The sequence below is a fragment of the Lysinibacillus sp. UBA5994 genome (assembly GCF_002429725.1).
In the GTDB taxonomy this organism is placed as follows: Bacteria; Bacillota; Bacilli; order Bacillales_A; family Planococcaceae; genus Lysinibacillus; species Lysinibacillus capsici.
This window is the reverse complement of sequence record NZ_DJAU01000031.1, coordinates 60,443-78,900: the sequence shown is the minus strand read 5'-3', so window position 1 is coordinate 78,900 and position 18,458 is coordinate 60,443. Positions and strand designations below refer to the sequence as shown.

Here is an 18,458-nt window from a genome sequence, read left to right as displayed (position 1 = left end):
GGAGGGGCAGTGGATATGTTCAACAAGGTATTAATTGCAAATCGTGGGGAGATTGCTAGACGTGTGATCAGAACATGCAAGCGCCTAAATATTCATACGGTTGCTATCTATTCAGAGGCAGATGCTGAAAGCTTACATGTGAAAGATGCAGATGAGGCTTTCTGTGTAGGGAAGTCACCTGTTGCACAGAGCTATTTAAACATCGACCGCATTCTTGAAATTGCACTAGAAAGTGGCGCAGAGGCTATTCATCCTGGCTATGGTTTACTATCAGAGAATGCAAATTTTGCGAAACGTTGTACAGAGGCAGGTTTAGTGTTTATCGGGCCAAGTGCTGATGTGATCGCTTCAATGGGCAGTAAATTAGAGGCTCGTAAAACAATGAAAGCTGCTAGTGTACCGATTGTAGAGGGTGTAGAAGCGCCAGTGAAGGATGTAGAAGAAGCCACTGCCATAGCGGAGCGTTTAGGCTATCCAATTATGTTAAAGGCATCGGCAGGCGGAGGCGGTATCGGTATGCAGCTAGTTGAAAATGCTGAGGAACTAGCCAAAGCTTTCGAGGGCAATCAAAAGCGTGCACAATCATTCTTTGGTGATGGCACGATGTATATGGAGCGATTCATTGCTAACCCTCACCATGTCGAAGTGCAAATTATTGCTGATCATCAAGGTAATGTCGTTCCATTATTTGAACGAGAATGCTCTATTCAACGAAGAAATCAAAAAGTAGTAGAAGAAGCACCATCTCCGTTTATCTCACAAGAGACAAGAGAAAAAATGCTAGAAGCGTCAGTTAAGGCGGCGAAGCATATTGGTTATGTCAATGCTGGAACAATCGAATACTTGGTTGATGAAGATCAAAACTTTTATTTTTTAGAAATGAATACAAGACTACAGGTAGAGCATCCAGTTACGGAGGAAATTACGAAGCTTGATTTAGTAGAAGAGCAATTAAAAATTGCGGCAAAACAACCTCTTACGTTTACTAGAGAAAGTATTACTAAAGAAGGGCACGCGATTGAAGTGCGCGTATACGCTGAAAATCCTTCGACGTTTTTCCCGTCTCCAGGTACCATTACGACTCTTGAATTACCGACAGGTGAAGGAATTCGACATGAGTGTGGTGTAGAGTCTGGTTCAGTGGTAACACCATTCTATGATCCAATGATTAGCAAATTGGTGGTGTGGGGGGAAACAAGAGAAATTGCCTGTGAAAGATTAGCACAAGCGCTAAAGGCGTATAAAGTGGAGGGGATTCAAACGAATATCCCGATGCTGTTAAAAACCGTCACACATGAGCAATTTTTAAAAGGCTATACGACAACAAAATTTGTAGAGCAATATTATTTACCGCAATTAGCAGAAACAAAATAACAATTATCATGTATTCGTGCTTCTATAGAGGGACGAATACATGATAAAAAAATAGGAGTGAATGATTATGGCAACAGTAAAAGCAAGCATGGCAGGAACAGTATGGAAAATCGTCGTAACAGAGGGCGAGAAAGTGACAGCAGGTCAAGATGTAGCTATTTTAGAATCGATGAAAATGGAAATTCCAATTGCAGCAGAAGAGGATGGCGTAGTGACGAAAATCATTGCCAATGAGGGGGACTTTATTAACGTTGATGATGATATTTTAGAAATTGAATAAGAGGAGGCTTGTTTATGCAGCTACCTAAGCAAGTCACAATCAAAGAAGTTGGTCCCCGTGATGGCTTACAAAATGAAAAAATGCATATTTCAACAGCTGATAAAGTACAATTAGTAAATTTATTAGGTCAAACAGGATTAAATTATATTGAAGTGACATCTTTTGTGCATCCCAAATGGATTCCTCAATTGGCAGATGCAGTCGAGGTTCTGCAAGCCATTAAAAGACATAAGGATATTACCTATGCGGCACTTGTACCCAATATGAGGGGCTTAGAACGCGCATTACAGGCTGAAGTAGATGAAGTAAGTATTTTTATGTCTGCTAGTGAAAGCCATAACCAAAGTAATATTAATAAAACCATAGAAGATACATTTCCCATATTAGAGGAAGTTGTAGTAGGAGCTCAGGCTGCAAAAAAACATGTTCGAGGTTATATCTCAACGGTTATTGGTTGTCCCTATGAGGGGTATATACACCCTGACAAGGTATTACGAGTAACGGAAAAATTATTGGAGATGGGTGTGACTGAAATATCGCTTGGTGACACAATTGGTGTTGGTGTACCGACGCAGGTTGAGTTTCTTTTAGAGGAATTGCTAAAAAGGTATCCTGCTGAAAAATTTGCCATGCATTTTCATGATACACGTGGGACAGCATTAGCCAATATTATGAAGTCCTTAGAGATGGGTATTACCAAGTTTGATAGTGCGCTTGGTGGGCTAGGGGGCTGCCCATATGCGAAAGGTGCCTCAGGTAATGTAGCCACAGAAGATTTATTGTATTTATTCGATGAGATGGGCATTGAAACAGGCGTAGATCGACAAAAGGTGCTAGAGGCAGCACTCTTTATTGAAGAGAAGTTAGGCAAAGCAGTTGCCTCAAAGCAAATGGCTATTGTCCGCAATGAAAGGAGTGCAAATCAAGGATGACACAACTCGTTCGATTTGAATTACTAGAGGGTAGTATTGGACTTATTACTCTTTCAAGACCAGAAGCTGCTAACGCTATGTCGGTTCAATTACTGCATGAGCTGTCTGACACACTTGATCAAATCAATGGAGATCCAGCAGTGCGTGTAGTCCTTCTAACAGGTGCAGGCGAAAAGGCATTTTGTGCAGGTGCTGATTTAAAGGAACGTAAAGGAATGTCTGATCGACAAGTGAAGCAGATCGTGCAGCTGATTGGTGCCACTGTGGCAAAAGTTGAAACGCTTGCACAGCCTGTCATTGCTGTCCTAAATGGTGTTGCCTTTGGTGGAGGCTTGGAGTTGGCACTAGCTTGTGATTTACGAATTGCGGCTACACATGTAAAGCTTGGCTTAACAGAAACATCACTCGGTATTATTCCAGGAGCTGGGGGAACACAGCGACTTCCACGTCTAATTGGTCTTGGTAAAGCAAAGGAATTAATTTATACAGCACGTAGGCTCAGTGCTAAAGAAGCTGAAAAGTATGGCATTATCGAGTATGTTTATGAAGGACATGAGGTATTAGATAAGGCACAACAGCTTGCACTGGAAATGGCAAAAAATGCACCACTCTCTCTAGTGCAAGCCAAAGTTGCGATCAATCAAGGTGTTGAGGTAGATTTAGCTACCGGGTTAAAAATTGAATCACTTGCATATAGTGCACTGATCCCAACAGAAGACCGATTAGAGGGCTTACTTGCCTTCCAAGAGAAGCGAGCGCCACAATATTCAGGGAAATAAAACGCCAAGAAATAATTTTGGTGTAATCGATTGGGCAAAGGGAGGAAATAAACATGAGCAATATCTCGACAGAAAATACACCACCTACAATGAAAGATAAAATTTTAGCAGGTGGATTACCAAAATATCATGACAAAAATGCACAACAAGGCAAGCTATTTGTACGTGAGCGTCTTGAACTATTACTTGATGATGGTCTTCAATCAGAGGATGGGCTCTATGCGAACTGTTTAGCAGGGGATTTACCAGCAGATGGAGTTATCACTGGTATTGGTAAAATCCATGGTCGCACAGTTTGTGTGCTAGCGAACGATTCAACGATTAAAGCTGGTTCTTGGGGAAAACGCACGGTTGAAAAAATGATTCGCATTCAAGAAACCGCTGAAAAGTTGAATTGTCCATTACTTTATTTAGTGGATTCTGCGGGTGCGCGTATTACAGATCAGCTTGAAATGTTCCCGGGACGCCGAGGTGCAGGACGCATTTTCTACAATCAAGTCAAACTGTCAGGAAAAGTTCCGCAAATTTGCTTATTATTTGGTCCTTCCGCAGCGGGTGGCGCCTATATTCCTGCATTTTGCGATATTGTGGTGATGGTAGAAGGGAATGCTTCTATGTATTTAGGATCTCCTCGAATGGCCGAAATGGTTATCGGTGAAAAAGTAGATTTAGAAACAATGGGTGGCGCAAAAATGCACTGTTCCGTTTCTGGTTGTGGAGATGTGCTTGTTAAATCCGAACAGGAGGCTATTACTTATGCGCGCAAATATTTAGGATATTTCCCGAATAACTATGCAGAGCGTAGCAAGGTAGAGGCTCCTAAACCACCCGCTTCATTTGATAAATCTATTGAAGAATTAATTCCTCAAAATCAAAATGTACCATTTGATATGTATAAGCTAATTGATCGTATTATTGATGAAGATTCGTTTTGTGAGGTTAAGAAATTATTTGCACCAGAATTAATTACAGGCCTTGCACGAATTAATGGACAATCCGTTGGGATCATCGCTAACCAACCACGTGTTAAGGGAGGCGTGCTATTCCACGATTCTGCTGATAAAGCGGCGAAATTTATTTCACTTTGTGATGCATTCAATATCCCACTGTTATTCCTAGCAGACGTTCCAGGCTTTATGATTGGTACTCAGGTAGAAAAAGCAGGAATCATTCGTCATGGTGCTAAAATGATTTTTGCCATGAGTGAGGCAACTGTTCCTAAGCTAACGGTCATTGTGCGTAAAGCGTATGGTGCAGGATTATATGCAATGGCTGGCCCTGCGTTTGAACCAGACTGCTGTATTGCCTTATCAAATGCACAAATTGCCGTAATGGGACCAGAAGCTGCTGTCAATGCCGTCTATGCCAATAAAATTGCAGAACTTCCAAAAGAAGAGCAAGCAAGCTTCATTGCCGAGAAACGTAAAGAATATCAAGAGGAAATTGATGTGTATCGCTTAGCTTCAGAGCTTATCATTGATGATGTGATTGAGCCTAATGAGCTGCGTAAGGTACTAGAAAATCGCTTAGAACTTTATATGTCAAAATACTTATTATTCTCACAACGTAAGCATGGTGTAAACCCAGTTTAAACATACTTATTAAAAGGCTGTCTCTGCTGGTAGGAGACAGCCTTTTTGGATGATAATTTTTTCAGCTACTTGCAAGCTATAGTTGAGCATATTAAAATATGGGAAGGAATAAAAGGGAAGTGGGTGTTAAGCTTGTCTAAAAACAACATAGCGGATGTTCAAAATAATGCCAAGCTCCCATTACCATATCGGGATGTCATTGATACATATCATTTGCCGCTAAAGATCGCAGGTTGGATTTTATTTAGTATCTATTCATTTATGGCTTTTTATAAATTGGTTATTGATCGCTTAGTAGATGTAGTCGTCATTTTATTAAGGGGAGATTATTCTATAGGTGACTTAGGATTGTTTGATTATAGTAGCTGGCGATTAACTACTAATTTTATTCCCTTCGAAACGATTCTCCGTTATATAAACTACTCTCAATATTTTAATTGGGAAATTATAATCGTTAACTTACTTGGCAACTTATTAATTTTTACTCCCATGGGCTTTTTACTGCCATTGCTATCGAAGAAATTCCGAAAAGCGTGGGTTATTATTTGTTTAGGCTTTATTTCTAGTCTTGCTGTCGAAACCGTTCAATTTATTTTTACCGTTGGTTCTGCGGATATTGATGATTTAATTTTGAATACAATTGGTGCATGGCTTGGTTACTTAGCCTATAAAGGTATATTGATTAGACCCAAAAAATAAGAAAACAGTCCAGTATGAAGGGCTGTTTTTTTACGTTGATTAACACCATTTGTGTAGTGTATATGGTAATAAAATTTATTGAAAAGGGTATGAAGCTAATAAAAGAATATGAAAATATTAGTTGTATGAGATTCTTTATACCTATTTTAAAAAATAATTAGTATCTCTTTAGGAGGTTAGTAGTAATTAGTGCTTGAATTTAATAGTGAAAATTCCGATAATGAGTGTACAGAAACTATTAAAATGGTATAGATAGAGTGTTAGGAAGAATGTTCATAACTATTAACTTATTAGCATATGTAGATAGAAGGGCGAGGTGAAAACTATGAAAATATCAAATTTAATGGAACAAGAAAGAATTTCATCCCAGCATAATCGTAAAAAAATACTTCAGCGTAAAGAGGCAGGAGATGCCTATAGAAAAAATGCGATGTATTTTCAGCCAAAGAAAAACCCATTATTGATTGAACTTGAAAATTTATTATTAGGACGTACTGACCAAGATTTATATGACCAGCAGCAAGAAGAGTCAAAAGAAGTAACTCCTCAGCAGAAAGCCATTATGGAAGATTTACAGCAAACAGAAAAGAATGTACGGGCCCATGAGCAAAACTATAAAGTAGGAATGAATGATAACGCTGATCCCTCGAATATATCCGATTCAGAACTAAGTGACACACTGCACATTTTAGAGCAGGTACGTAATGCAGCATTGTCATCAGCAGAGCCTTCTCCTCAAGATTTACGTGTGGCGCAAAGCGTTGATGCTCAAATACAGCATATGTTAAATAATTCAAATGTTGACGAGGTTGCCACAAATGAAAGCGAACCATCTTTTGTACGTGACATCATTGAAGTGAAGGTTCCTGAACGTTACTCGAAGGAATTGAAATTGGACCCATTTGCAGATACAATTTTCGGTAAGAACTATGAGACTGCATTCAAGTTAAGAGCATTTAAACAGGCATCGGAAAGATATGCGGCTCACGTTCAAATGACGAAAAATGGCTATCGTCCAGACAAGGATTCTATGTTCTCTTTGATAGCCTGATGCTGTAGATAGGAGATTGTTGACATGGCAAAGGCAAAGCATGCGAAAACGAATGCGATTCGTTTATTAGAACAACAAAAAATTCATTTTGACGTAATGGAATATGAAACAGGGGACGGTCAAGTTGATGGTGTTTCTGTAGCTGAGAAAATAGGACAGCCTGTTGCTCGGGTATTTAAAACATTAGTAGCAAAAGCAAGTGCACAAAGGTTATTTGTATTTGTTATTCCAGTAGCTGAAGAGCTGGACTTAAAAGCAGCCGCGAAGGTAGTTGGGGAAAAGAAAATTGAAATGTTAGCGGTAAAAGATCTACTTAGCCATACTGGTTATGTTCGTGGTGGATGTTCACCAGTAGGGATGAAGAAGTTATATCCAACGGTCATCGATGTATCTGCTCAAGAACAAGGTAGTATAATCGTTAGTGCTGGGAAAATTGGTATGCAAATTCATGTACAAATAGAAGATTTGAAGAATATAACAAAGGCACAACTTGCCTCAATTACAACTACCCATGAGTGAGAGAATGGGTAGTTTTTTATGTGGTAAGATAAACGGTTTAGTTTAAGCACTATAGCTTAATTTTGGTTGAAAGTATGATACAGTAATAGCAATATTATTCAAAGAGAGAAGGATAAGATATGCGTAGAATAATGGGGTGGCGTTGGACCTTTTTTATTGGTGGCTTAATGGTGATGTCACTTGGCATCACGATGTCGATAAAGGGGAAAATTGTTGGCACAAGCCCATGGGATGTTTTACATATAGGTCTATTTCAAAATTTTGGGTTAAGTATTGGCACATGGTCTATTGTAACAGGATTCTTTATAGTTGGTTCAACATCCATTGTATTGCGTCAATGGCCAAAGTTAGGTACTTGGCTCAATATGCTGTTAATTGGCTCGTTTATTGATGTATTTAATTGGATGTTGCCCTCAACGGATGTATATGGCTTACAAATTACATATTTTATTATTGGCTTATTTGTTTTGAGCTTTGGCTGTGGGATGTATATTGCACCGAATATGGGCGCAGGACCAAGGGATACCTTAATGATGATACTTGTCGAAAAGTTTGGTGGATCTATTAAAACAGCAAGAATGGGAATTGAAGTACTTGTAACCATTGTTGGCTGGCTTCTAGGAGGACCAGTTGGAGTAGGGACGGTATTGATCGCCTTAACTTCAGGCTATATTGTGCAATATTCATTACCGTATTGTCGTAAAATATTGATGAAATGTATTGGAAATATAGAGGGCATGAAGCCATTCTATTAAACTAAGAAGCTACTTATATCTGTAAAGGATAGAAGTAGCTTTTCATTTTTTTTAGCGTTCTTTCATATAATGCAGGGCACAAGCTAAAGGAGGAACGACATTTGAACGGAAATGTAACGTATTATTTTGGACACGCATTGACTGGCCAAGGTGTGAAGCATTTATATAAAGAAATGATGGAAGAGGCGTCTCTCGTTTATTTTTTGCAAGGGCCTGCCACATTTAAAGGTTCAGAACTGTTAAAAGAACTAGGATACTTCTATGTGAAACAGGGCTTTGCTGTCGAGTGGTTTAAGCATGCTTTATTAGAGGAGGTTGTTGAGGCCGTTTATATAAAAGGCTGTAACAGACTTTTTGTATGGGCATCTGAGTGGAATATCGAGCCAACTTTACTCGGTACAAAGCATCGTGTCATGTCTTTCTATGAATGCTTAGAAGACATACAGCTTAAAAAGGTTGGAGAACAGCTTGCAGAGGCGATGCATGAGCGTGCAACATGGCGTGAAAAATGCATAGCGAAACTGGATCAAGCAATCAAGCTACATGATGACTGGGAGGTTATCACACAAAGCTGTATGAACTGGCAGGCATTAAATGAACAGGTGGAAAATTTAAAGTCGGAAGTGTTCCAATCTATTATTCTGAATAAAACAGGTATGCGGACACATCGTTTACTGGGAACGCTAACTCCTAGAGGTGCGGAAAATACAGTGGATAGTATCACCAAAAGTATCACGACTCGCTTCATGATTAAAGGTAAGCCAGGTACAGGCAAATCTTCACTAATGAAAAGCTTAGCCGATGAAGCAAATGCAAGAGGGCTTGATGCACAAATTGTTTGGTGTGGCTTAGATGCGGGATCTGTAGATATGGTCATTATCCCAGAGCTTAATTTCTGTATTTTTGATAGCACAGAGCCTCATATCTTTGATCCAGAGGATGGTAGGTTAGGAGATAAGATATTTGATATTGGTCAACATTGTGCGCTGTCAGAGGAAGCAGAAACTGCGATCGAGGCAGTGCGAGCACAATACAAAGAAGCTATACAGGATGCGATGGGCCATTCCAAACGATATGCAGAAGCTGAATATACCGTTCGTCGTTTATTAGATAATTGTCTATCGGCTTCTTTATGGCGCGAAAAAACAGCGCCACTATTCGAAAGATTAACAAAGTAATGTAGCTAATGGCTTGCATGTGCTAAACTAGGAGCGAGAACAGTTTTCCTAGGAAAGGATGATACGCTTGTCAAAAGTATTGAATGCATTTTTAGATGAAAACCTACAAGCCTTACATGAACAGGGCTTATACAATGAAATCGATCCAGTAGAGGGAGCAAATGGCCCAATTATTCAGGTCCGTGGCAAAAATCTTGTTAACTTATCCTCTAACAACTATCTTGGTTTAGCAACAAATGAAGAATTAAAGCGTATTGCCAAAGAGACAATTGATAAATACGGTGTTGGAGCAGGTGCTGTTCGTACAATCAACGGGACACTTGACTTGCACGTAAAATTAGAAGAAAAGCTTGCTGAATTTAAAGGAACAGAAGCGGCTATTTCTTATCAATCTGGATTTAATTGTAATATGGCAGCTATTTCGGCTGTAATGGATAAAAATGATGCCATTCTATCTGATCAATTAAACCATGCCTCTATTATTGATGGATGTCGCTTATCAAAGGCAAAAATCATCGCGTTTAATCACTCTGATATGGAGGATTTACGTGCAAAGGCAAAGGCAGCAAAGGAATCAGGTTTATACAATAAAATCATGGTTATCACAGATGGTGTCTTCTCAATGGATGGTGATATTGCTAAATTACCTGAAATTGTGGAAATAGCTAAAGAGTTTGATTTAATCACGTATGTGGATGATGCACATGGTTCGGGTGTAACAGGTAAAGGAAAAGGAACTGTGAAGCATTTTGGATTAGAAAAAGAAATTGATTTCCAAATTGGTACATTATCAAAAGCCATTGGTGTAGTAGGTGGCTATGTAGCAGGTAAGAAAAATTTAATTGATTGGCTAAAAGTTCGCTCACGCCCATTCCTATTCTCAACAGCATTACCACCAGGTGATGTAGCCGCTATTACAGCAGCCGTGCAAATGCTGATTGATTCAACAGAGCTACACGATAAGCTGTGGGATAATGGAAATTATTTAAAAGCGGGGCTTGAGAAGCTTGGCTTTAATATTGGTGCGTCTGAGACACCAATTACACCATGCATCATTGGGGATGAAAAGTTAACACAGGAATTTTCAAAACGTTTATTTGAAGAAGGCGTTTATGCAAAATCAATTGTCTTCCCAACAGTTCCAAAAGGTACAGGTCGCGTTCGGAATATGCCAACAGCGGCACATACAAAAGAAATGCTTGATGATGCAATTGCGATTTACGAGAAGGTTGGTCGTGAATTAGGCGTTATTCAATAAGAAAAAGGCTTCCTCATGAATGGGGAAGCCTTTTTTGCATGATAGAAAAGAAAAAGTGAAGGATAGAATCAAAAAAGTGACCGATAGAAGCTTAAATCTAACTGATAGGGCGATCTAAAAATAGACAATCACTTTATTTTGACCCAATTATTTTGCCTGCCTTGAGCTGTTGAATAGCTTGATCAGAAATATTTAATGCCTGTAAAATTTCTTCATTATGTTGTCCTAAAGTGGGTGCTGCACTTGTTAGCTGTCCAGGTGTTTGTGAAAACTTAGCTGGGAAGCCCAATGTTCTCATTGGTCCAGCAGTCGGATGCTCATAGGACAGTACCATGCCACGCTCTAGTATATGAGGGTCATTCAATGTTTGGTCATAAGAATAGATTGGACTAGATGGTACACCATGCTTATCTAATAGTTCGAGCCAGTAGATAGCCTTATGCTTAATTAGCTCGCTTTCAATTTCTGCTTCCAGCTCCCTCACATGTTGGGCACGTGAATAGTTGGTAGCAAAGAGAGGATTGTCTAACCAATCAGGTCGATTGACAACCTTTGCCGCAAAAATCTCCCATAGCTTTTGATTGCCAGCACCTACTAGAATATAGTCATCCTGTGTTTTGAAACCTTGATAGGGCGCAGACACACGATGGGCGGTTCCTGTTCGCTCAGGTAACTCACCCTTTCCGAAGTAAGCAGCGGCCTCCCAAACAGTCCACGCAAGACCTGACTCCACTAAGGACACATCAATATATTGACCTTCACCACTACGAAGCTTATAAATATAGGCCATTAAAATCGATTGTAAGGCTGTTTGTGCAGCAGCAATATCATTCACCGCAAAGCCAACTTTTACAGGTCGTCCATCTGCTTCACCTGTCATATGCATTAAGCCACTCAGACCCTGAGCCATAATATCATAGCCACCCTTTTGACTATAAGGACCTGTTTGACCATAACCAGAAATAGAGCAGTAAATTAGGCCAGGATTGATGGCTTTTAATGTGTCATAATCAATACCAAGCTTTTTCGTGACACCTGGTCGATAATTTTCCACAAGTACATCAACAGATTGAATCAATTCTTTAAATAAAGTCAGTCCTTCAGTCGTTTTTAAATTGATGCAGACACCTTTTTTATTACGATTAACCATCATATACATATGACTTTCTTCATTAACGAATGGACCCATTGTACGGGTATCGTCTCCATTTGGGTATTTTTCAATTTTGATAACTTCTGCACCCATATCTGCTAATACCATGGTGCAATAGGGACCTGCTAAGACTTGTGATAAATCGATAACCTTTAATCCTTGTAATGCTTGTTTCATTTACCCTCAGTCCCATCCTGTTTGACTAATGTGATGTTGCGTAATCCTTTGACAGAGGTAGCACCGGCTAATGCGATAGAAACCTTTAATTCATCATAAAGATTGGTCATCACCTTTTCGACACCTTGTTGTCCCTCAAGGGCTAGTCCATAGACGAAAGGACGTCCAATTGCAACTGCATTCGCTCCTAAAGCAAGTGCTTTTAAGGCATCCATGCCACGATATACACCACTATCTAATATAATAGGAATTTGTCCATTCACAACTTTCACAATAGCAGGAAGGGCATCAAGTGAACCAATCACACCATCTAATTGACGGCCACCATGGTTTGATACAATAATGCCATCAATACCATTGTCGATAGCATGTTTTGCATCTTCAGGATGTAAAATTCCCTTCAATAATATAGGAAGGTTGGTACGTTTTTTTAGCTCTCGAACATGTTCCCAATTAAGTGTTGGGTGGAAGACATTTTGCAAGACACCTTGTACGTAGGACTCGAATGAATCATCAGGTAAAGTGGCTGTAAAAACGGGATCATTCATATAATTTCCTCTTGCATAGCCTAGCTTCAATGGTGAAAATTGATTGCGTACATCTTCTTCACGCCAGCCTAGCATTACGGTGTCGACAGTTAAAACGATCGCTTCAAATCCAGCTCCCTCCGCACGTGCAGCCATGCTAAAAGCAATTTCTTCATTAGTAGACCAATATAATTGAAACCATTTTGTTGCAGAAGGCGCAGCTTGAGCAACTTCTTCAAGAGCAAAAGTGGACACAGTGCTTTGTATATAAGGGATATTTAAAAACTGGGCGGCACGTGCAACGGCAAGCTCACCTTCATCGTGAACCATTCCGTTCATGCCCACAGGAGCAAAAAGCAAAGGAGTTGGATATGTTTTACCAAACAAATGAACCGATGTATCAACGTTTGACACATCATTTAAAAATCGGGGAACAATGGAATACTTCTCAAAAGCTGCACGATTATTGCGCAGTGTTTGTTCACCGCCAGCACCTGAACGGATGTAGCCAAAAGGGCCAGCTTCGATTTTTTCCGCTACGGCCTTTTCTAAATCTGCAAAGCAAATGGGGAAGGAGGCTTGTGCAGTTATATTTTTTAAGAGTAGATCGCCATCAGTTATGTTTGTCATCGTTACTACCTCACTTATTTATTGAAAATAGGCTTTCTTTTATTTAAAAAGGCTTGAATACCTTCGTTATAATCGTCTGAACTAAATGAATCCAAAACTAACTGTGCCAGCTCATCGTTTTCTTCAATTTCACCATCAACAATTGCTTGGATAATTTTTTTGATGCCTGCGTTTGCAATGGATGATTTACTTAATAAATGTTCAGCGAATTGCAATGTCGCCTCATCAATTTCCTCTGGTTCGTGTAGGGCCGTAATTAAACCAATATTTTTTCCTTCTTCAGCTGTAAAAATAGTAGCTGTGTACAAAATTTCCTTTGCCTTAGCGACACCAACAATATTGATGAGACGTTTCGTGCTTTCTAAATTATAGACAATACCTATGTTTGCAGCGGTAATGCCTAGCTTACTCTTAGGCGTTGCTATTCTAAAATCACAAGCATTTGCTAACTCTAAGCCACCACCAATTGCTAAGCCCTGAATCATAGCAATTGTCGGGTGTGGAAATTTATAGAGAGTATCGATCGCCTTTAGAGCCAATTCATTATAGGCTTTAGCATTGTCTGTAGCATAACGAACATCTAAAAACTCGCTAATATCTGCACCGGAAGAAAAGGCTACTTCATTGACACCGCGAACAATTAAAAGTTTGATGGAAGAATCTATACGGAGCAGCTCTAGTTGGTCTACTATGGCTTGAAACATTGCCCTTGATAAAGAATTCCGTTTATCCGGGCGGTTTAATACTAACGTTGCAATATAGCCACTTTTCTCTACATAAATTTCGTTTGTCATCTTCATTCTCCTCTTAATCTTTTTTCAACTTCGCGGCGAAGCGGTTACCAATGGATTGAATGCTCTGCACAAGGATGATTAAGATAAAGACAGTTGCATACATCACATCAACCTCATAGCGCAAATGACCATAACGATAGGCAAGGTCACCTAAACCGCCAGCACCAACCATTCCTGCCATTGCTGTTGCACCAATTAATCCTATTGTGGCAATTGTTAAGCCTAAAATAATAGATGGTCGCGCTTCACGTAATAGGACATGCCAAATGATATGGCGACGTTTAATACCCATGGCTGTGTAGGCTTCTACTACTCCGGAATCCACTTCTAAAAGCGCAGACTCCATCAGTCGTGCAATATAAGGAGCTGTGTAAACAACTAGTGGAACGATTACACCTTTAACACCAATTGTTGTACCTACAATTAACTTGGTAAAAGGTAAGATGAAGAATAGTAAAATGATAAATGGAACAGAGCGAACAATATTGATAAATAGATTAAAAAACTGATAGAAAAATTTATTTTCAAAGGATTGTCCTGGTCGTGTTAAAACGATTAATAGCCCTAATGGAATGCCAATCAGAATGGAGAAAAATAATGAAATTCCGACCATTTGAAATGTTTCGATAATTGCTTTGCCAATAACATCTGACCAATCTGTAAAGAAGCTTTGGATACTACTCATTGAACGCACCTCCTAATTCTTCCACTGCCACGCCATTTTCTGAAAAATACGTTAACGCCTTTTGGACAATCTGCGTTTCGCCATGTAAATGCACCACAATATTGCCGACAATACCGTTTTTTAATTCAATAATATTAGCTGTTAAAATATTTGGTTGCACATCATATACCTTAGTGACTTCTGCTAATAATGGCTTACCAGTACTTTCACCAAGGAATGTTAAACGGATTACACTTCCTGAAACATTTAATTGCTCAATAAGAGAAGGGGATAAATTACGTTGTGAAATTGTATTCAAAAACTTTCGCGTTGTAGGGTGCTTCGGTTTCGCAAAAAGTTCAATCGCTGTGCCAAATTCCACAACTTTCCCTGATTCTAGAACAGAAACCTCATCGCAAATTTTTTGAATTACATTCATTTCATGTGTGATGAGCAGAATCGTAATGCCTAATTCACGATTAATTTTTAACAACAATTCAAGAATGGCTTCCGTTGTCTCTGGATCAAGTGCACTTGTTGCTTCGTCGCTAAGTAAAATCTCTGGTTCCTGTGCTAAGGCACGTGCAATAGCCACACGCTGTTTTTGACCACCTGAAAGTTGATTTGGGTAACTATCTAGTTTATCTGTTAAACCGACAATTTCAGCATACTTAGCTACTCGGTTTTTTACTTCCGCCTCTTTATAGCCTAGTAGCTTTAAGGGAACTGCAATATTATTGTAAACTGTTGCTGTTTTTAAGAGATTAAAGTGCTGGAAGATCATCCCGATTTTTTGGCGTGTTTGACGTAATTCGTGAAGAGAAAGGGTCGTAATGTCTACATTGTCTATCACTACTTTTCCTGCTGTAGGACGTTCTAGTAGATTAACGCAACGAATGAGTGTACTTTTACCAGCACCACTATAGCCTATTACACCATGAATTTGTCCCTTTTTTACGTGAAGATTGATGCCATCCACAGCTTTTATGATGCCTTTTTTCGACTTAAATTCTTTTGAGATATTTTGTAATTGAATCATGCAATTGTTTGCTCCTTTCTCAACCTTCTAAAAAGCAAGAATCTGCTCGTCTTCCCATTGGGGAATTTCAGCAGATTCTTCGGCTTTATAGAAGCTTTCTGAACATATTACCAGCTAGGGATTACAGAACCTTTGAATTCCTCTTCGATGAATTGACGCACTTCGTCAGATTGGTAAGCCTCAACGAACTTTTTAATTGTTGGATCATTTTCATTTTCAGCACGTACAACAATATAGTTCACGTATGGAGAATCAGTAGATTCCAATAAAATAGAGTCATCTTTAGGATTAATACCAGCTTCTAATGCAAAGTTTGTATTAATAGCTGCTACATCTACCTCACTAAGTTGTTTAGGAATTTGAGCCGCCTCTAATTCAATGAATTTTAAATTCTTTTTGTTTTCTTCTACATCACGGATCGAGGCTGTTAAGTCTGCACCCTCTTTTAACTTAATATAGCCAGCTTCCTGTAAAACAAAGAGGGCACGCGCTCCATTCGTTGGGTCGTTTGGTAAGCCAAACGTTGCACCTTCAGGAATGTCATCAAAGGATTTATATTTTTCTGAGTAGATACCCATTGGATTTAAAATCGTCTTGCCCACTGGTACTAAATCTGTATCATGGTCTTTATTAAATGTATCTAGGAAAGGCTCGTGTTGATAGCTGTTCGCATCAAGATCACCTTCAGCTAAGGATGTATTAGGTAAAACATAGTCAGAAAATGATTTTAGTTCAACTTCTAGCCCATTTTCTTTTGCTACTTTAGCGGCTACTTCTGCAATTTGTTCGTGTGGACCAGAAGTGACGCCTACAACGATTTTCTTTTCATCAATTCCTTCAGCTTGGCTTTTACTATCTTCTTTAGAGCCACAGCCTGCTAAAGCTGCTACTAATGTTAGACTTGCTAATCCTACTAAAAATTTATTTTTCTTTTTCATGATAATACCTCCAAGATTGTTTTTATCGGTTTTTTGAAAATAAAAAAACTCTCTTACAAATTAAGAGAGGCTCATGAAAAGATGTCCTCTCTTATCTATCAAACGAATTTCGTTTGCAGGATTTAGCACCTTCCTTTAAAAAGGAGGTTGCCGAGCTTCATAGGGCCAGTCCCTCAGCTACTCTTGATAAGAGATTTATAATATTTTTTTGTAATTCCGATAGAACTAATATAATTTATAGGGTATAGTAAGTCAATAAATAATTTTTAAATTTTTTATATAATTATAATATTTCGACGCAAAAGAGGGATTACAATGTCTATAAGAGTTAATTATGGTATAGGTTCATTTGGTAAGGTTATTAGTGCTCGTTTTCTAACGGGAACAGATATCATTGAAGGGATTGAAGCGCTTTGCGAAGAGAATAGCATAGAGTCAGCAACAATTGTAAGCTGTATTGGCAGCTTTCAAAAAAGCAGCTTTGTTTATTTAGTGCCAGATGCAACAGCTCAAATTCATGTTCGTTTTAGTGATGTGATTGAAAAAGAGGGACCATTAGAATTTATTCAAGGTTCAGGTGTGGTGTGTAAACGAGATGGTGGATATGAGACACATATCCATGGTTCTATGAGCGATCAATGGGGTGTTGTATCAGGTGGGCATTTAATAAAAGGGGGCAACCCTGTTATTACTGCTGACATCGTGTTGGCAGAGGTACAAGGAATTCAACATATTCGAAAATGGGATGATGAAACAGGTCATGTTCAATTTTATCCATTAGAAAATGGTTTAGGGCAACCAAGGAAAATTGAAAAATAGTAATAATCCTGTAGCTAGTGATAGCTACAGGATACGGCGTCATTATCTTTTAAACAATTGTAATTGCTCGATTCTATGGATTGCTTCACGTAAGCGCTCCTCACTAACCAGCAATCCTACGCGTACATAGCCTTCACCATATTGACCGAAGCCATTACCTGCTGCTACAGCGATATCAGCTTTTTCGAGCAAAAGATCAGCAAACTGTTCACTTGTATAGCCTAGTGGTACAGGGAGCCATGCGAAGAAGGAGCCTTTTGGAGCCGTAACATGCCAGCCAATTCTTCGAGCTTCTTCAATGAGTACATTGCGGCGACGCTCATAAGTAGCTCGTAGTTCATCCGTACATTGCTGGGAAGCCGTCAGTGCTACTGCTGCAGCTTGTTGAATGGCAGGGAATTGACTACAAAACAGATGATCCTGAATTAGATTAATAGCAGCAATAATCTCAGCATTTCCTACAGCGAAGCCTATACGCCAGCCAGCCATATTATAGGTTTTCGATAATGTATACATTTCAACTCCTACTTCTTTTGCACCCTTTGCTTGAAGGAAGCTAACTGGTTTATTACCGTCAAATCCTATTGCCCCATAAGCAAAATCATGTGATACGATAATATTGTGCTCCTTCGCAAAGCGAACGGTCTCTTCAAAAAACGCAAGTGATGCTGTACCACCTGTAGGGTTGTTCGGGTAATTTAAGTAAAGAAGCTTTGCTTTTTCTTTCACTTCATCAGGTAATGCATGATAATCAGGTAAGAAATCATTTTCAGCAAAAAGGGGCATTACTTCAAAATTGACGTCTCCTAGTACAACACCTGATAGGTAATCTGGATATCCAGGATCTGGTAAGAGCATCGTGTCACCAGGGTTTAACACAGCTAAAGGTAGCTCAACTAGACCAATTTTTGTTCCACCAAGAATCGCTACCTCTGTATCTGGATTTAGTTCTACCTGATATTCACGTTGATAAAAGTCCGCAGCAGCTTGGCGTAATTCAGCGAGACCTCTAAATGGTGAATATTTGTGGTTGTGAGGATTTTCAGCTGCTTCCTGTAATGCTTGAATGATGTGAATAGGCGTTGGCTGATCGGGATTTCCTTGCCCAAGGTTAATGACATCACGCCCTTCTTCTAGAGCCAAATTTACTTTTTGAACGAGTGCTGCAAAAAATTGAGTGGGTAGTTGCTGTAGTTTTTTAGAGAATTCCATGCATGATCACCTTTTTCAGAATATAATAATTATTATTGAAGAATATGAAGCAAATAGTATTACTTTTTCTGTTAATTGTCTAGAGGAG

General features: G+C 39.2%; 19 protein-coding genes and 1 riboswitch. Of the genes, 12 read left to right on the top strand and 7 right to left on the bottom strand.

Going from position 1 to position 18,458, the window contains the following annotated elements; genetic code table 11:
- The first annotated feature begins 15 nt into the window (after positions 1-15).
- From B3D98_RS11140 to B3D98_RS11090, 11 genes are all read left to right on the top strand, one after another.
- Positions 16-1,374 (top strand): acetyl-CoA carboxylase biotin carboxylase subunit, encoded by a 1,359-nt coding sequence (locus tag B3D98_RS11140; protein WP_115674313.1) that lies wholly within the window; start codon positions 16-18, stop codon positions 1,372-1,374.
- 67 nt (positions 1,375-1,441) lie between these two features.
- Positions 1,442-1,654: an acetyl-CoA carboxylase biotin carboxyl carrier protein subunit gene (locus tag B3D98_RS11135; protein ID WP_004225532.1), complete on the top strand. Its 213-nt coding sequence runs from the start codon at positions 1,442-1,444 to the stop codon at positions 1,652-1,654.
- 14 nt (positions 1,655-1,668) lie between these two features.
- The gene (locus tag B3D98_RS11130; protein ID WP_259949349.1) at positions 1,669-2,586 is read left to right on the top strand and encodes a hydroxymethylglutaryl-CoA lyase; all 918 of its coding nucleotides are present in this window, start codon (positions 1,669-1,671) and stop codon (positions 2,584-2,586) included.
- Entirely contained in the window at positions 2,583-3,365 is a 783-nt protein-coding gene (locus B3D98_RS11125; protein WP_066037037.1) for an enoyl-CoA hydratase, read from the top strand. The genes B3D98_RS11130 and B3D98_RS11125 overlap by 4 nt, the downstream gene beginning before the upstream one ends.
- 53 nt (positions 3,366-3,418) lie before the next feature.
- Positions 3,419-4,957, top strand: coding sequence for an acyl-CoA carboxylase subunit beta (locus B3D98_RS11120; protein WP_004225528.1), 1,539 nt, complete (start codon positions 3,419-3,421; stop codon positions 4,955-4,957).
- A gap of 45 nt (positions 4,958-5,002) precedes the next feature.
- A complete protein-coding gene (locus B3D98_RS11115) occupies positions 5,003-5,656 on the top strand; it encodes a VanZ family protein (RefSeq protein ID WP_048393357.1) in 654 nt (217 codons plus the stop codon).
- Between the two features lie 325 nt (positions 5,657-5,981).
- Positions 5,982-6,707, top strand: a complete 726-nt coding sequence (locus B3D98_RS11110; RefSeq protein ID WP_288583005.1) for a hypothetical protein — start codon at positions 5,982-5,984, stop codon at positions 6,705-6,707.
- A 24-nt stretch (positions 6,708-6,731) separates the two neighbouring features.
- Positions 6,732-7,226, top strand: a complete 495-nt coding sequence (gene ybaK / locus B3D98_RS11105; protein WP_288583003.1) for a Cys-tRNA(Pro) deacylase — start codon at positions 6,732-6,734, stop codon at positions 7,224-7,226.
- A 119-nt stretch (positions 7,227-7,345) separates the two neighbouring features.
- Positions 7,346-7,981 carry a YczE/YyaS/YitT family protein gene (locus B3D98_RS11100; protein WP_288583001.1) on the top strand — a complete coding sequence of 212 codons (636 nt, stop codon included), beginning with the start codon at positions 7,346-7,348 and terminating at the stop codon, positions 7,979-7,981.
- A gap of 101 nt (positions 7,982-8,082) precedes the next feature.
- Entirely contained in the window at positions 8,083-9,159 is a 1,077-nt protein-coding gene (locus B3D98_RS11095; protein ID WP_288583000.1) for a nucleotide kinase, read from the top strand.
- A gap of 58 nt (positions 9,160-9,217) precedes the next feature.
- Positions 9,218-10,417, top strand: coding sequence for a glycine C-acetyltransferase (locus B3D98_RS11090; protein WP_016992223.1), 1,200 nt, complete (start codon positions 9,218-9,220; stop codon positions 10,415-10,417).
- 133 nt (positions 10,418-10,550) lie between these two features.
- Here the strand turns inward: B3D98_RS11090 and B3D98_RS11085 are convergent, their stop codons facing one another.
- The 6 genes from B3D98_RS11085 to B3D98_RS11060 form a co-directional block, all read right to left on the bottom strand.
- Positions 10,551-11,747, bottom strand: a complete 1,197-nt coding sequence (locus B3D98_RS11085) for a CaiB/BaiF CoA transferase family protein (protein WP_048393363.1) — start codon at positions 11,745-11,747, stop codon at positions 10,551-10,553.
- On the bottom strand, positions 11,744-12,904 hold the full coding sequence (locus tag B3D98_RS11080) for an alpha-hydroxy acid oxidase (protein ID WP_288582998.1): 1,161 nt from the start codon (positions 12,902-12,904) through the stop codon (positions 11,744-11,746). Before B3D98_RS11080 ends, B3D98_RS11085 begins: the two co-directional genes overlap by 4 nt.
- A 14-nt stretch (positions 12,905-12,918) precedes the next feature.
- The gene (locus B3D98_RS11075; protein ID WP_054549103.1) at positions 12,919-13,698 is read right to left on the bottom strand and encodes an enoyl-CoA hydratase/isomerase family protein; all 780 of its coding nucleotides are present in this window, start codon (positions 13,696-13,698) and stop codon (positions 12,919-12,921) included.
- 13 nt (positions 13,699-13,711) lie between these two features.
- Positions 13,712-14,383: a methionine ABC transporter permease gene (locus B3D98_RS11070; RefSeq protein WP_048393370.1), complete on the bottom strand. Its 672-nt coding sequence runs from the start codon at positions 14,381-14,383 to the stop codon at positions 13,712-13,714.
- Positions 14,376-15,401: a methionine ABC transporter ATP-binding protein gene (locus B3D98_RS11065; protein ID WP_066037030.1), complete on the bottom strand. Its 1,026-nt coding sequence runs from the start codon at positions 15,399-15,401 to the stop codon at positions 14,376-14,378. The genes B3D98_RS11070 and B3D98_RS11065 overlap by 8 nt, the downstream gene beginning before the upstream one ends.
- 107 nt (positions 15,402-15,508) lie before the next feature.
- The gene (locus tag B3D98_RS11060) at positions 15,509-16,339 is read right to left on the bottom strand and encodes a MetQ/NlpA family ABC transporter substrate-binding protein (protein ID WP_066037029.1); all 831 of its coding nucleotides are present in this window, start codon (positions 16,337-16,339) and stop codon (positions 15,509-15,511) included.
- 88 nt (positions 16,340-16,427) lie between these two features.
- A riboswitch (SAM riboswitch) is annotated at positions 16,428-16,532 on the bottom strand.
- A 122-nt stretch (positions 16,533-16,654) separates the two neighbouring features.
- On the opposite strand from B3D98_RS11060, the gene B3D98_RS11055 reads away from it, so the two are divergent.
- Positions 16,655-17,158 (top strand): PPC domain-containing DNA-binding protein, encoded by a 504-nt coding sequence (locus tag B3D98_RS11055; RefSeq protein WP_288582995.1) that lies wholly within the window; start codon positions 16,655-16,657, stop codon positions 17,156-17,158.
- Positions 17,159-17,200: 42 nt separating this feature from the next.
- Here the strand turns inward: B3D98_RS11055 and B3D98_RS11050 are convergent, their stop codons facing one another.
- Positions 17,201-18,370: a pyridoxal phosphate-dependent aminotransferase gene (locus tag B3D98_RS11050; RefSeq protein WP_288582993.1), complete on the bottom strand. Its 1,170-nt coding sequence runs from the start codon at positions 18,368-18,370 to the stop codon at positions 17,201-17,203.
- Positions 18,371-18,458 lie beyond the last annotated feature (88 nt).